General features: G+C 40.8%; 14 protein-coding genes and 1 other annotated feature. Of the genes, 8 read left to right on the top strand and 6 right to left on the bottom strand.

All coding sequences use genetic code 11. The features are described 5' to 3' along the window. Positions 1–434 precede the first annotated feature (434 nt). A complete protein-coding gene (locus tag JZO70_RS09275; protein WP_207673281.1) occupies positions 435–1,316 on the bottom strand; it encodes a shikimate dehydrogenase in 882 nt (293 codons plus the stop codon). 255 nt (positions 1,317–1,571) lie between these two features. On the opposite strand from JZO70_RS09275, the gene rsmG reads away from it, so the two are divergent. From rsmG to JZO70_RS09245, 6 genes are read left to right on the top strand one after another with little or no spacing between them, the layout of a single operon-like run. Continuing rightward, positions 1,572–2,288 (top strand): 16S rRNA (guanine(527)-N(7))-methyltransferase RsmG, encoded by a 717-nt coding sequence (gene rsmG, locus JZO70_RS09270; RefSeq protein ID WP_207673280.1) that lies wholly within the window; start codon positions 1,572–1,574, stop codon positions 2,286–2,288. An 11-nt stretch (positions 2,289–2,299) separates the two neighbouring features. Next, the gene (locus JZO70_RS09265; protein ID WP_207673279.1) at positions 2,300–3,067 is read left to right on the top strand and encodes a ParA family protein; all 768 of its coding nucleotides are present in this window, start codon (positions 2,300–2,302) and stop codon (positions 3,065–3,067) included. Beyond that, positions 3,054–3,947, top strand: a complete 894-nt coding sequence (locus tag JZO70_RS09260; RefSeq protein ID WP_207673278.1) for a ParB/RepB/Spo0J family partition protein — start codon at positions 3,054–3,056, stop codon at positions 3,945–3,947. Before JZO70_RS09265 ends, JZO70_RS09260 begins: the two co-directional genes overlap by 14 nt. 11 nt (positions 3,948–3,958) lie before the next feature. Continuing rightward, a complete protein-coding gene (locus JZO70_RS09255) occupies positions 3,959–4,159 on the top strand; it encodes a DUF951 domain-containing protein (protein WP_207673277.1) in 201 nt (66 codons plus the stop codon). 27 nt (positions 4,160–4,186) lie between these two features. Further along, entirely contained in the window at positions 4,187–5,287 is a 1,101-nt protein-coding gene (ychF, locus tag JZO70_RS09250) for a redox-regulated ATPase YchF (RefSeq protein WP_207673276.1), read from the top strand. 18 nt (positions 5,288–5,305) lie between these two features. Continuing rightward, positions 5,306–6,019: a DUF1129 domain-containing protein gene (locus tag JZO70_RS09245; protein WP_207673275.1), complete on the top strand. Its 714-nt coding sequence runs from the start codon at positions 5,306–5,308 to the stop codon at positions 6,017–6,019. A 42-nt stretch (positions 6,020–6,061) separates the two neighbouring features. Here the strand turns inward: JZO70_RS09245 and JZO70_RS09240 are convergent, their stop codons facing one another. Continuing rightward, entirely contained in the window at positions 6,062–6,769 is a 708-nt protein-coding gene (locus JZO70_RS09240) for a DUF4811 domain-containing protein (protein ID WP_207673274.1), read from the bottom strand. Continuing rightward, positions 6,766–8,226, bottom strand: a complete 1,461-nt coding sequence (locus JZO70_RS09235; RefSeq protein WP_347565122.1) for an MDR family MFS transporter — start codon at positions 8,224–8,226, stop codon at positions 6,766–6,768. Before JZO70_RS09235 ends, JZO70_RS09240 begins: the two co-directional genes overlap by 4 nt. A gap of 140 nt (positions 8,227–8,366) precedes the next feature. Between JZO70_RS09235 and JZO70_RS09230 the strand changes: the two genes are divergently transcribed. Both JZO70_RS09230 and guaB read left to right on the top strand, forming a co-directional pair. After that, positions 8,367–8,843, top strand: coding sequence for a MerR family transcriptional regulator (locus JZO70_RS09230; RefSeq protein ID WP_207673273.1), 477 nt, complete (start codon positions 8,367–8,369; stop codon positions 8,841–8,843). 95 nt (positions 8,844–8,938) lie between these two features. Then, positions 8,939–10,423, top strand: coding sequence for an IMP dehydrogenase (gene guaB, locus JZO70_RS09225; RefSeq protein WP_207673272.1), 1,485 nt, complete (start codon positions 8,939–8,941; stop codon positions 10,421–10,423). 107 nt (positions 10,424–10,530) lie between these two features. Here guaB and serS read toward each other — a convergent pair whose 3' ends face one another. The 3 genes from serS to croR all read right to left on the bottom strand — a co-directional run bounded on the left by serS (position 10,531) and on the right by croR (position 13,974). Continuing rightward, positions 10,531–11,805: a serine--tRNA ligase gene (gene serS / locus JZO70_RS09220; RefSeq protein ID WP_207673271.1), complete on the bottom strand. Its 1,275-nt coding sequence runs from the start codon at positions 11,803–11,805 to the stop codon at positions 10,531–10,533. 50 nt (positions 11,806–11,855) lie between these two features. Further along, positions 11,856–12,070: a binding site (T-box leader), on the bottom strand. A 40-nt stretch (positions 12,071–12,110) separates the two neighbouring features. Then, positions 12,111–13,295, bottom strand: a complete 1,185-nt coding sequence (locus JZO70_RS09215) for a sensor histidine kinase (RefSeq protein WP_207673412.1) — start codon at positions 13,293–13,295, stop codon at positions 12,111–12,113. Beyond that, the gene (gene croR / locus JZO70_RS09210) at positions 13,285–13,974 is read right to left on the bottom strand and encodes a response regulator transcription factor CroR (protein ID WP_010758780.1); all 690 of its coding nucleotides are present in this window, start codon (positions 13,972–13,974) and stop codon (positions 13,285–13,287) included. Before croR ends, JZO70_RS09215 begins: the two co-directional genes overlap by 11 nt. Positions 13,975–14,323: the final 349 nt, after the last annotated feature.

Here is a 14,323-nt window from a genome sequence, read left to right as displayed (position 1 = left end):
GGGAAAGAAGATGTTTTCGAAACATTAAGAACTGATATATTATGTTGTATGTAATTATGCTGAAAACAGATGGAAAGTTCCACATGAAACAACTCTTGCATAACAGTCCACAACAAGTCTGAACATTTCGGCTGAACTTAATTGAGAAAACTCAGAGATATGCATTCATTTTTTATTAAATTGATTCTTGTGGGAGCGGCTACAAACAGCGTTTTAGTTGTGTGTTATATAACAACGAGAATCGACTGGTGAATTTTTATGCATTTCTATGCAGCGTTGTTTTTATACATTTAATGAAAATTTTTACACATTTTTTAACAACGCAATCAATGAAGTGGATAGGATTGAAAATCTATTAAAGATAAGGTTAACGACATATTCTGATCCAGCAAAAAAACGCACAGGAACATTGTCCTATGCGTCTAAATCCAAGCTTATTCTTCGTTAAAAAGTAAGTCTTTGATATAATCTACTGGCATGTCTTCACCTGTAAATAACTTAAAGGCTGCAGCGCCTTGATAAAGCATCATGCCTAAACCATTAATGGCTTTTTTAGCACCATGTTCTTTGGCGAACTTCAACAGCTTTGTTTCTCTTGGAGAATAAACAACATCGAAGACCACTAAGTCTGGACGGATCATTTCCGGATCTTCAATTAAACTAACATCTTCTAAAGGCTTCATGCCGGCACCAGTTGCATCGATATAGATAGAACTTTCGGCAACTGATTTTTTGAAGGCTTCTTGATCAGCTAAGTCTGTTGCAGTAGCGATACAATTGGTATGTTCGTTGATTTTTTTGACTGTTTCTTGAGCGTTTGCGAATACGCCGTCGTTTACGTTGAAAATACGGATTTCTTTCGCACCGTCAAAAGCAGCTTGAACAGCTACCGCAGTTCCAGCTCCGCCAGCACCTGTTAAGGTAATGATTGCATCTTTTACTTCTACACCTTCATCTTTTAGTGCTTCCATTGCGCCGATGCCATCAGTGTTATACCCTGCTAAGTGTCCTTTAGCATCTTTGTTAGTAACGGTATTCACAGCACCGATTAATTGGGCTTCTGGTGAGACTTCATCTAAATATTGAATGATTTCTTGTTTGTTGGGCATTGAAACGTTAGATCCTCGCAGACCTAAAGCACGAATCGCTTGCACCGCGTCTTTCAATTCGTCATTGCCAACTTCAAAAGCCAAGTAGGCATAGTCAAGTCCCAGTTTAGCAAATGCTTCATTGTGCATGGTAGGCGACATACTGTGACGGATTGGATAAGCCATTAAACCAATGAGCAGCGTGTGTCCGGATAATCGTTCAGTCATAAATTGTACCCTCGCTTCTTTTATTTAGTTACATAGTCATTCTACGCGAGGAGATGCTTAAGTACTAATGTTTTATTTTGATAAGTTAGATAAAGGAGGTTTATACAAAAAATAGCTGCAGATTTTGGGTGTTAAATCTTTCTTTATTCAAGTTGTGAAACTTGTTCAAAGCATTGCATCATAAGGGAATTTGCGTTAAAGTAGAGGTTAGTCTGTGAAACATTTTATCTGTTTCACAATATGAGAGGATTTTCTATGAAACCAGAAGAATTTCAGGCTGAATTAGCCAAACATGGACTGGAATTGACCAGTAGGCAAATGGAACAATTTTCCGCCTATTATAGACTCCTTGTTGAATGGAATCAAAAGATGAATTTAACGGCCATTACTGAGTTGGAAGAGGTGTATTTGAAACACTTTTACGATTCACTGACTTTACTTTTTTCAGAGGATTTTCAAACCGACGGCTCGCTATGTGATGTGGGGGCTGGTGCTGGTTTTCCAAGTATTCCTTTGAAGATTGTTTGTCCCGAGCTAAAGGTAACGATCGTCGATTCCTTAAACAAACGAATTACCTTTCTTACTACTTTAGTAGAAGAGTTAGGCTTAGATAACGTTTCTTTGTATCATGATCGGGCAGAAACATTTGCTCAGAGAAAAGACCTGCGGGAATCCTTTGACTCTGTCACGGCTCGAGCAGTAGCGCGACTAAACGTGTTGGCAGAACTTTGCCTGCCGTTAGTGAAAAAACAAGGCTATTTTTTTGCGCTAAAAGCAGCTAAAAGCGACGAAGAGCTGGAAGAAGCAAGAAAAGCGATCGCAGTTTTAGGTGGGAAATTAGTGAAAGAGCAAGACGTTTCATTACCTAATGACGGCGGCAGCCGCTATGTGTTGACGATCCAGAAGAAAAAGGAAACACCGAAAAAGTATCCGCGAAAACCAGGGCTGCCGAATAAGCAACCACTGAAATAGGAGGAAAGTACATGGCACGGATTATTTCTGTTGCAAATCAAAAAGGTGGTGTTGGTAAAACAACCACTACCGTTAATCTGGGCGCTTGCTTGGCTTTTATTGGGAAAAAAGTCCTATTAATTGATAGTGATGCTCAAGGCAACGCAACCAGCGGCCTGGGTATTAGAAAACCAGATGTTAAAGAAGATATTTATGATGTATTGGTTAACGAAGTTCCGATTAAGGAAACGATTATTCAAACGGAAAGAGAAAACTTATCCATCGTTCCTGCCACCCTGCAGCTAGCAGGTGCAGAAATTGAATTGACTTCTATGATGGCTAGGGAATCTAGACTAAAGGGTGCACTTAGCGATGTTACGGATGATTATGACTTTATCTTAATCGATTGCCCGCCTTCTTTGGGACACCTGACCATCAATGCGTTTACCGCCAGTGATGCCATTTTAATCCCAGTTCAATGCGAGTATTATGCGTTGGAAGGATTAAGTCAATTGTTAAACACTGTACGTCTTGTTCAAAAACACTTTAATCCTGAATTGGAAATCGAGGGCGTCCTGCTAACTATGTACGATGCTAGAACCAATTTAGGTGCGGAAGTTGTTGAAGAGGTACGTCGCTATTTCCAAGAGAAGGTTTACGATACCATTATTCCTCGTAACGTACGTTTGTCTGAAGCTCCAAGTCATGGCAAACCGATTATTGATTATGACCCACGTTCAAAAGGTGCGGAAGTGTATCAGGCGCTAGCAAAGGAAGTGTTAGATCGTGAGCAAAAATAATAAAGGACTAGGTCGCGGAATTGATGCGTTGTTTCAAGATTTGTCAGAAATCGAAGAGGTTGATATGAAAAATGATCAAATTATCGAAATCCCCTTAAGTGAATTACGTCCCAATCCTTACCAGCCGCGAAAGTCATTTGACGAGACTTCGCTGCAGGAGCTGGCAAACTCGATTGAGCAATCCGGGGTATTTCAACCAATTATCGTGCGAAAATCGGCAGTAAAGGGCTATGAAATAATTGCCGGCGAACGCCGTTTCCGGGCTTCGAAATTAGCTGGAAAAGAAACCATTCCAGCAATTGTTCGTGAGTTCGACGAAGAAGCAATGATGCAGATTGCCGTATTGGAAAACTTGCAGCGGGAAGACTTGAATCCTTTGGAAGAAGCAGAAGCCTATGATATGCTGATGAAGAATTTAAAATTGACCCAAGCGGATGTAGCAGAGCGTTTAGGCAAGAGCCGTCCGTATATCGCTAACTACTTGCGTCTATTGACGTTACCTAAGCTGGTAAAAGAAATGGTGCAGGATGAACGTCTTTCGATGGGACAGGCCCGAACCCTTTTAGGTTTGAAGAAAAAAGATCAAATCTTAAAGCTGGCTAACCGGGTAGTAAAAGAAGGCTTAACTGTTCGCCAACTGGAACTAATGGTGGCGGAATATAACGAAGGCAAAACCAAAGAAAAGAAAAAAGGTCCGCGGTTAGCTAAGGAAAAACCGTATTATCTAAGAGAAAGCGAAGATCGCTTAATGGATAAATTCGGAACCAGCGTTGAAATTGTCGAGAAGGATGGCAAAGGAAAAATTGCTATTGAATACTTGTCGCCGGATGATTTGACGCGGATTTTAGATATTTTAAGTATTCATTTTGATGAAGCGTAGGAGGAATGACTATGTATGATTTAGGCGATATTGTAGAAATGAAGAAGCCTCATGCTTGCCAAACCAATCGCTGGGAAATCGTGCGAATGGGAGCAGACATCAAAATCAAATGCGTGAATTGCGGACATGTTGTAATGATGACACGTCGCGATTTTGAAAAAAAGATGAAAAAAGTTCTTGAGAAAAAAGAGAGCGAAAACGAACAATCGTAATCTAAAACAGAAAGAGATGAAAAAGACATGGCCTTAACAGCCGGAATCGTTGGCTTACCAAACGTTGGTAAATCAACTTTATTTAATGCAATTACCAAAGCAGGAGCCGAAGCGGCCAATTACCCGTTTGCGACAATTGATCCCAATGTTGGAATGGTGGAAGTACCTGACTGGCGCTTAGAGCGTCTAACAGAATTAGTAAAACCGAAAAAAACAGTGCCTACTACGTTTGAATTCACTGATATTGCTGGAATCGTCAAAGGTGCCAGCAAAGGTGAAGGATTAGGAAATCAGTTCTTGAGCCATATTCGCCAAGTAGATGCGATCTGTCATGTTGTTCGCTGCTTCGACGACGAGAACATCACCCACGTTGAAGGACGCGTAGATCCATTAGAAGATATCGAAACCATTAATTTGGAATTGGTATTAGCCGATTTGGATTCAGTGAATAAACGCTACGCCCGCGTAGCTAAAGTAGCTAAAACGAAAGAAAAAAATGCGGTAGCAGAATTAGCCGTATTGGATAAGATCAAACCAGTTTTAGAAGAAGGCATGTCAGCACGGACGATTGAGTTCTCAGATGACGAACAAAAAATTGTACGAAGCCTGTTCTTGTTAACCAGCAAACCAGTTTTATATGTAGCCAATGTTGATGAAGAAACGGTAGCCGATCCTGATGGCAATCACTATGTGCAAGTAGTACGCGACTTTGCGGCAACTGAAAATTCACAAGTCATTGTGATTAGTGCTGAAGCAGAAGAGCAAATTGCTGAATTAGACGATGAAGACAAAGCCGAATTTTTAGAAGCAATGGGCGTAGAAGAATCTGGCTTAGACCAATTGATCCGTACAGCCTATGATTTGTTAGGCTTAGCAACTTACTTTACCGCCGGAGAACAAGAGGTTAGAGCTTGGACCTTCCGTAAAGGGATGAAAGCACCTCAAGCAGCTGGGATCATTCATACGGACTTCGAGCGAGGATTTATCCGGGCTGAAACCGTATCTTTTGAAGATTTAGACAAATATGGCAGTATGCATGCTGCTAAGGAAGCCGGACGTGTTCGTTTGGAAGGGAAAGACTACGTTGTTCAAGATGGCGACGTTATGTTATTCCGTTTCAACGTCTAAGCTGAAAGGGGAAAAAAGATGGAACCAGAAAAGTTGCAGGAGCTAGCGGCAGAAAACCGTCAGCTAGAATCACAACTAACAAAACGTAATCAGCAATACATCTTTGACTTGAAAAAATCATTGGATGCGGCTAATTTTTCGGAGGAACAGCAAGAAGAAGCGCTGCATGATATGCTGCCAATCTTGGTGACTGAACAAAAAACCGGGAAAACAGCACGCCAGTTGTTTGGTACAGTCTCCGAGCGTTTGGATGCGATTGTTAACAAACCGGTAAAAAATGAATTAGCCACCAAGCCAGTCTTAATGTGGTTGGATAACTTTATGTTTTTATTCGGCTTATTGTCCCTTATTTCAGGCGCTATGGCGCTGTTTGTTCCACGTGGAACACAAACGGCTACGTATGGCTTAACCGCCTTAATCGTTGCGTCAGCGACTGGTGGGCTAGTGTTCTACTTCATGTATTTGTTTGTTTATCAATATGAACAACCAGGAGCAGATAAATCTAAGAAACCAAAAACCTGGAAAACGATTTTGATTCTAGGATCTATGACCTTAGTCTGGTTTTTGATCTTCAACGGGGCCGTCTTCTTACCGTCATCGTTGAATCCGACGATTGATCCAGTCATTTTAACAGCGCTGGGGGCTATCGCCTTAGCTGCTCGTTACTTCTTGAAAAAACGGTATGGTATTGTCAGCAGTTTGGCAGGACCAAAACCTCAAAATCAGAAATAATCACAAAAAATGCGACCTCCAATTTTGGGAGATCGCATTTTTTTATTGTGTAACTTCAGCAATAAGCTTGGTCATCGCTTCTTTTTGATAGTCAGCAGTTGCCTGCTTAGCTATCTGTTGTTGAGCGGCTTGATCCAAAGAAGGGTTTTGCGTCATCGCTTGACCCACTTTTTCTTGGACAAAAGCTTTAGCCTGTTCAGCCATCGCTGACTGGTTGTCAGCAGCGAGCTTGGCTAATTTTTTAGCCTGATCAGTAGTTAATACAAACCAATCATCGCTGACCTCGAAGGTATTATCTTCTTTGACTAACTCATGGTCTTTGCTAGTCAGATTAAACCAACGTTTCGCTGTGTCGTTTTTGTACGTCCAGTAGGTTATCTTTTCGATCAATTGCGCCTTTTTCTGGTTCGTTTTTAGGTGATTAGCAACTAAATCTGTTCCAGTTGCCTTAGGTTTCTTTTGGTCCTTCGTTGTTTTATACAGATAGACCTTTTCAGTACCATTTCCTAAAGGCTGATACAATAACATATTGCCTTGTTGTCCATCAGCACTGGAGACTAAGGGCTTAACCGTTGTTTCAGTTACTTTTTTCATCCCATAATGGTAATGGTCATTGGCTGTGATGAAACCTAAACTAACTAAGAAGATGGCAGCAAACAAAACGGAAAGTCCTGTTTGCCAATGTTTTTTTGCAAAAATATTGGTTAAAGCAAAGGCTAAAACACTTAAAATAGTCACAACAAAAATCATGATTCTTGCCCCCCAGCTTCTACTTTTTTCTGTTTCAAGAAGAAGGTAATGGCAAAGCCAACGATACCAAAAGCGACTGCAGTATAAAAGGCAGCGTGGTAACCAGATAAGGTAGCGTTTAACGCTTGGGTCTTATAGGTCAGCGGCAAAGTCTTCAATAAGCCCGCCTTAGGTAAGTTTCCTTTGGTTACGTTACTTAAGATACTAATCAAAATAGCCGTTCCAATTGAGCTGGCTACTTGACGGAAGGTGTTATTAACCGCTGTTCCGTGACTAATTAAGTCCATTGGAAGAGCGTTCATGCCAGAAGTAGTAACGGGCATCATAACCATCGAGATCCCAAACATCCGTAAGGCATACAAAATGACGATCATAGCAATCGGTGTTTCTTTAGTTAAGAAAGCAAAAGGCAAGGTCGCCGCAGTTAGGATCAGCATGCCGCCGATAGCTAAACGTTTCGCACCATATTTATCAAAAATAGATCCAGTGATCGGCATCATAGCCCCCATCACAATCGCTCCAGGAAGCAGCATCAAACCAGAATGGAAAGCTGATTCTCCCCGAATATTTTGAATATATAATGGAAGAACCATCTCTGCACCTACCATCGCCATATTAACGACCCCAACTAAGATAGCTGCAATCGTAAAGGTGCTTGATTTGAACACCCGCAATTCCAAGAAAGGGTGCTCCAAATGCAGCTGCCGCCAAGCGAAGGCCGCAATGACTAGAACCCCAACGACTAAAAAGCCAAGAACTTTAGGACTGCCCCAACCGTTGTCCCCAACTGTCGAAAAGCCATAAAGCAAACTACCAAAACCGATGGTAGACATGATTGCTGAAAGAATATCGATACTTGGATTCGACAAGCGAATCACACTCTTCATTAAAAAGCTGGCTAAAATCAATACTAAGATAACAATTGGGATTACCATCCCAAATAGGTCACGCCAAGTATAATGGTCAATAATCCAACCCGAAAGTGTGGGTCCTAATGCAGGTGCTAAGCCGACAACAATACCTGCCATACCCATTGCAGAACCACGTTTTTCTGGAGGGAAGATGGATAGCATAATGTTTTGCAAAAGCGGCATAGAAATACCAACTCCAGCGGCTTGAATCAACCGTCCAATTAATAGAACGGAAAAGCTAGGAGCAGAAAAACAAGTAATCGTTCCGATCAAAAAAATGATCATCGCGGTCATATATAATTTTTTAGAACTGAATTTGTTAATTAACCACGCACTGATGGGAATCATAATCCCATTTACCAGCAAGAAGCCAGTAGTCAGCCATTGTACACTAGAAGCTGAAATATCAAAATCTTTCATTAGTGTAGGAAATGCTGTGGTTAATAAAGTTTGGTTTAAAACCGTACAGAAGGTTCCGATTAGTAATACGGCTACCAACAAAGAACGGTTGTACGGTTTTCCATAGATGTCGACCGATTGTTTCACGATCTCACGCCCTCTCTATTTTTATGAAAATTTCAGAAAAAATGTTCGAGAGTTACTTTACTGCTGTTTGTGATTTTTGTCAACTTACTTGACACGCTTGTTATCGAAAGTATAATTTAAGGTAGAAATGAGGTGTTCCTGTGAATAAAGCAAAGGTAAAACAACTGCTGGAAAGTGATGAGTTAGTGGTGGGTATTAGTGAGCTGAGTAAAATGACGGAGGTTTCTCCAAGGCAATTGAGGTATTGGGAAGAAAAGGGCTATATTTCTTCCATCGTTTCTGAAGGGAAGAGTAACCGTAAATACCGACTTCCGATGGTCGTTAAAGTAGAAATGATCAAAAATTATTTAGATGAAGGCTATACGCTGACCACAGCCGTAGAAAAAGCCAGAGAGCAGCAAAAGGGAATTCATGAAACAAAACGCATGATGAAACAGGTAGTCAAAGGAATACATCAGGTAGGGGAGCAGTTTGTTGTTTTGCATTTAGCTGATTTCACGAATCAAGGGGAGCTTTATTTGATCAGGAACACCATCAGCGGCGCGACGTGGTATCAAGTATCCCCGCAAGAAGTCGTGTTATCAGAGGAACAATTGATCGAGTGGACAGAAAAGTGAAGGTTAGATGAGGATTTCTCTCCGGGTTATTGACTTAAGTAAAACCATCTGTTAGTTTATTCAGTAAAAATAATTTAGAGGAGTGGTTACGAACAATGTCTAATTGGGAAACGAAATTTGTAAAAAAAGGTCTAACCTTTGATGATGTCTTGTTAATTCCAGCTGAAAGTCATGTGTTGCCAAATGAAGTGGACATGAGTGTGCAGTTAGCCAAAAATATTAAACTGAATATTCCATTGATGAGTGCAAGTATGGATACAGTGACCGATGGTAAAATGGCAATTGCAATGGCACGTCAAGGCGGTTTAGGTGTTATACACAAAAACATGAGTATTGCAGCCCAAGCAGATGAAGTTCGTAAAGTAAAACGGTCAGAAAGCGGCGTTATTATCGATCCGTTTTTCTTAACTCCGGACCATAAAGTGCGTGATGCAGAAGACTTAATGAGTCGTTACCGCATCAGTGGCGTACCCGTGGTGGAAACCTTGGAAAACCGCAAATTAGTCGGTATTATTACGAACCGCGACATGCGATTTGTGACTGATTTCCAAATGTCGATTGCCGAAGTAATGACTAAAGATAACTTAGTCACTGCACCAATTGGAACTTCTTTAAAAGATGCTGAAAAAATTCTACAAAAACACAAAATTGAAAAATTACCAATTGTTGATGAAGAGGGCCGTTTAAGCGGACTAATCACCATTAAAGATATCGAAAAAGTTATCGAATTTCCTAATGCAGCCAAAGATGAACATGGACGTTTATTAGCAGCGGCCGCAGTTGGCGTAACCAGTGATACATTTGAGCGCGCAGAAGCTTTACTAGAAGCGGGAGCAGATGCCATCATAATCGACACTGCTCATGGACACAGTGCTGGAGTACTTCGCAAAATCGAAGAAATCCGAGCGACTTTCCCGGAAGCTACGTTAATTGCCGGAAATATTGCAACAGCTGAAGGTGCCAAGGCTTTATACGATGCCGGAGTGGATGTAGTAAAAGTTGGGATTGGACCTGGTTCTATTTGTACCACCCGGGTTGTTGCCGGAGTAGGTGTTCCTCAATTGACCGCTATTTACGATGCGGCATCTGTGGCTCGTCAATACGGCAAAGCAATTATTGCTGATGGCGGAATCAAATATTCAGGGGATATTGTTAAAGCTTTAGCAGCCGGTGGACATGCCGTAATGCTAGGTTCAATGTTAGCTGGAACGGACGAATCTCCAGGTGAATTTGAAATTTATCAAGGCCGTCGCTTCAAGACGTATCGCGGCATGGGATCTCTTAGTGCAATGGAAAAAGGATCTAGTGATCGTTATTTCCAAAGCGGCGTAAATGAAGCAAACAAACTAGTACCTGAAGGAATCGAAGGTCGCGTAGCTTACAAAGGAAGTGTCTCCGATATCGTCTTCCAAATGATTGGCGGGTTAAAATCTGGGATGGGTTATGTTGGAGCTCCTAACTTAAAAGAGCTAAGAGACAACGCGCAATTTGTTCAAATGAGCGGCAACGGACTAAAAGAATCGCATCCCCATGATGTTCAAATTACTAAAGAAGCACCGAACTATTCAGTAGAACAATAAAATAAACGACAAAAAGAGGAAAGAATCCCGCAATTCTTTCCTCTTTTTGTATATGGATGAATTCAAAGACAGCAGCCGCTCCCGTCTTTGAATTTTTCCCGTTGCTTTTATTTTTCGATGACTTTCAAGTTCCCCATATATGGTACCAAAACTTCAGGAATTGTAACAGTCCCATCTTCATTTTGATAATTTTCCAAAATCGCTGTAACTGTTCGACCGACAGCCAAACCAGATCCGTTCAAGGTATGAGCGTACTGTACTTTTCCATCTTCATCGCGGTAACGGATCATTGCCCGTCTTGCTTGGAAGTCTTCGCAGTTAGAGCAAGAACTGATTTCCCGATAGGTATTTTGAGCCGGAACCCAAACTTCGATATCATACGTTTTAGCTGCTGAGAAGCCCATGTCACCGGTAGAAAGTGCCACCACGCGATAAGGTAAATTCAGTTTCTGTAAAAGTACCTCAGCATCGTTGGTCATTTTTTCAAGTTCATCGTAAGAATTTTCTTTGTTGCTGAATTTCACCATTTCTACTTTATGGAACTGGTGCAGACGGATTAATCCGCGGGTATCTCTACCGGCACTGCCCGCTTCAGAACGGAAAGAAGGAGATAGCGCAGTAAAGTAAATCGGCAAATCTTTTCCGTCCAAAATTTCGTGACTGTAATAGTTAGTTAACGGTACTTCGGCAGTTGGGATTAGAGTAAGATCCCGATCTTCAATTTGGAAGACATCTTCTTTGAATTTAGGAAATTGTCCAGTACCAAACATCGCTTCGCTATTCACTAAGTAAGGGGTGATCATTTCGGTATAGCCCTGTTCATAAACATGCTCATCCAACATAAAATTATAAAGAGCACGCTCTAGACGGGCACCTAATCCTTTATAGTAAACAAACCGACTGCCTGCCACTTTTGCTCCTCGTTCAAAGTCCAAAATATCCAGCTCTTCGGCCACATCCCAATGAGGTTTTGGCTCAAAATCAAACTGGCGCGGAGTACTCCAGCGACGAACTTCTACGTTGTCGTCTTCGTCTGCTCCAACTGGAACTGTATCATGAGGCAAGTTTGGCAGAGTAGTAGCAATCTCAGTTAATTGCGCATCAATTTCCGCCACTTCGCCGTCTAAGTCTTTGACTTTAACCCCAACTTCTTTCATTTCAGCGATTTTATCTTCGGCATCCAGCTTCTCACGTTTCAGCTTCGCAATCTCGCCAGATACATCATTCCGATATTTTTTTAGTTCTTCTGTTTTAACCAATAGTTGGCGACGACGCTCATCTAAATCGACAAAACGCTCTAAGACTTCACTTTTCACGCCCCGTGTTGCCAATTTTTCTTTGACTTCTTCAAAGTTGTGACGAATCATTTTTACATCTAACATTTATTTTTTCCTCCTTAGATAAAATAAAAAACACCATTTCATCCCTGTAATCTTGGGACGAAACGGTGTGTTATTTCGCGGTACCACCCGAGTTCAGCCAAAAATCGGCTGCTCTTAGTTGACAGATATCGGCTGTCTTCCGGCTTCTTTTTCAAAAAGCGCAGATCATGAAACTGGATTTCCTTAAGCCGTCTATTGGTTTTCACCAGCCACCAATTCTCTAAAAGGACGAACTTACGTACTTGGTTTCCTGCATTTGTAATAATTAATGATTAACCACAGTATAAGCAAAATGAAATTTAAAGTCAATGGTCTTTAATAGTAGGTTCTTTCGGCAAATTGGCTTTCAACGGCAAATGAATAATGAAAGAAGTCCATTGTTTATTGGACTGCGCATAAATATAGCCGCCATGCAAATTGACAATATTTTGAGAAATAGCCAAACCTAACCCCGTCCCGCTGATTTCCTGGGAACGCGATTCATCTACGCGGTAAAAGCGGTCAAATAATTGGTCCAGTGATTCCCGAGGTATGGGTGTTCCATTATTTCTCACCGTAATAATCGCCTCGGTCTTCGCTTTCTCAAGCTGCATGACAATTTGTGTCGCATGACCACCGTATTTGAGAGCATTTGTAATCAGGTTGTTGAAGACACGAACTAGTTTTTCAGTGTCACCATCCATAATCAGACTGCTTTCGCTGGTTTCAACCGAGAGCTGAATATTCTTTTTACTGGCCTCTAGTTCAAAATCAGCAGCCAATTGTTCTAATAGCTGTACCATATCAAAAGACATCGCATTAACTGGAACAGTAGGCTGGCGAACTTTAGTGTACTCAAACAGGTCATCAACTAGGGATTTCATTTGTTTCGCTTTAGTGTAGGCAATATGTGTATACTTAAATACTTCTTCTTTAGATTGATACTGGCCATCTTCAATTAACCCCAGATAGCCGATAATAGAAGTCAATGGTGTTCGAATATCATGACTAACATTTGTAATCAATTCATCTTTTGATTTTTCGATCTCTCGTTCATCTTCAATCGCAGCTACCGTACTATCAACTAGCCCATTAATGCTGGCAACAACCTTACTCAAATCTCCTCGTAATTCAAAAGGGATTCGATAATCATAGTTGCCGTTAGCTATATAATGAAGCTCATTTATAATATGGCGCAGCTGCATCTGACGATAACGTCGGATCAGCCGCCAAAAAACGATTAGTCCATCAACAATGAAAAAGAAAGGGAAAAGAAAATTCCGAGCGCTTAAAAAGATATCCGTATTAAAATTCTGGGCAAAGATATTTCGCGAGTTGTAAATGGCATCACTTAAGTTAGGTGAGTTCTCAATCATCTGAGTAAGAACGACCATAATTGCTACATTTAATAGAAGCAAAATGATTATCGTGACAATACCTTCAGCAATTAATTCGCTAATTTCTTTTGAAGTAAGCGTAACACGGCGTTTTTTTTCTACACTATTTTGCATCGATCTTGTATCCGACGCCCCAAACGGTTTGAATGACTTTTTCTCCATCGGTGGCTTCTTCAATTTTGTCTCGCAAGTGGCTGACATGAACCATTACCGTTTTAGCCGATACAATACTTTCTTGTTTCCACACACGTTCAAAAATTTCATCCGCACTGAACACGCGATTAGGGTGACTAGCCAGCAAGTACAAAATACCAAATTCCAAAGCAGTCAGTTGAATTTCTTTACCATCCACTGTTTTTACTTCGTGAGAGTCTTTGTTGATAATCAGTGACTGAATCTCTAGAATATCCGGTTGGTCTTCAGCTACTTGCATTTTAGTTCGGCGTAATAACGATTTCACTCGTGCCATTACTTCAAGTGGATTAAACGGTTTAGTCACATAGTCATCTGCTCCAGCTACCAAACCTTTAATCTTGTCCATATCGGTTGTTTTAGCAGTTAACATAATAATGGGGATTTGCGATTCTTTGCGCAGCTCTTTAACAACTTGCATTCCATCCATTACCGGCATCATAATGTCCAAGATTAGTAATTCGATATCACTGGATGTTCGTAACTTGCTTAACGCGTCTTTTCCATCATACGCTTTAACAACCTCGTAACCTTCATTGTGTAAATAAATACTCAGCAACTCAACAATTTCTTTATCATCATCAGCAACTAATACTTTCATGTGAAAACCTCCATAATTAAAAAATATGTTCTTACCCCCATTTTACCAGAGAAACAGAACGAAGGCGAAAATCCGCTTTATGAGTTTAAAAAAAATCAAGAATACAAAAGCCCAAAAAGGTTATATAAATCGCGAATAATCACACCCGTTTTTGACGAAAAACGAACAAAAACAGGTTATTGAACACCGATCTGTCGGATTTGAAAAAAAGTGAAAAAACATGCCTTTTTTTCGTTGACCAACGGCTTTAAAACTGCTATATTATTGAATGTTCCAAAGCGAAACAAACATTTACAATTTGATAAAAAAAGACGTTGACAGACGACTGAAAATCAGTTATTCTATCAAA

It is taken from the genome of Candidatus Enterococcus moelleringii (genome assembly GCF_017377575.1).
In the GTDB taxonomy this organism is placed as follows: Bacteria; Bacillota; Bacilli; order Lactobacillales; family Enterococcaceae; genus Enterococcus_A; species Enterococcus_A moelleringii.
Note: the sequence above shows the minus strand (reverse complement) of the source record. Positions and strands in the feature narration are given on the sequence as shown.